At 74.1% G+C, this 468-nt stretch carries 1 pseudogene; it reads left to right on the top strand.

The annotated features are described in order from the left end of the window. Positions 1 to 62 precede the first annotated feature (62 nt). A pseudogene (locus LL06_RS24340) lies at positions 63 to 468 on the top strand (hypothetical protein); the annotation flags it as partial.

The following is a 468-nucleotide window of genomic DNA, read 5'->3' as shown; positions in this document are numbered from 1 at the left end:
TTGCCACGCCCCCCGCGGCCGAGCCCCGCCCGGCTCCCGCCGCCGAGCACGAGACCACGCCCATGTACCGCCAGCCCGCGCCGTTCTATCCCCAGCCCGCCGATGCAGGCTTCCGCCCGGCCCAGCCCGGCCAGCCGCACATTCCGGGCTTCAGCCCAGCCGGACCGGTGCAAGGGGCCTATGCGCCCGCTCCGGGCCATGTCGCGCATGCGGCGGCGTATCCGGGCTACGGACAGACCGGATATGCCGAGCCCTATGGCGCACAGCCCTTCGCGCCGCAGCCCGTCCCGCAGGCGAGCGGCTCTTATCCCGCGCCTCTTCCGGCTCACGACTCCTACGCCCATGATCCGCGCGTCCAGGACCCTCGTGCTTTCGACGCGCGCGCCTACGATCCGCGCGGCTACGGCCCGCGCGCCGAGGGTCCCGGGTCGAACCAGCCGCTCTGGTCGGCCTATCCGGGTCAGAGCC

This window comes from Hoeflea sp. BAL378 (assembly GCF_000759435.1).
In the GTDB taxonomy this organism is placed as follows: Bacteria; Pseudomonadota; Alphaproteobacteria; order Rhizobiales; family Rhizobiaceae; genus Hoeflea.
Note: the sequence above shows the minus strand (reverse complement) of the source record. Positions and strands in the feature narration are given on the sequence as shown.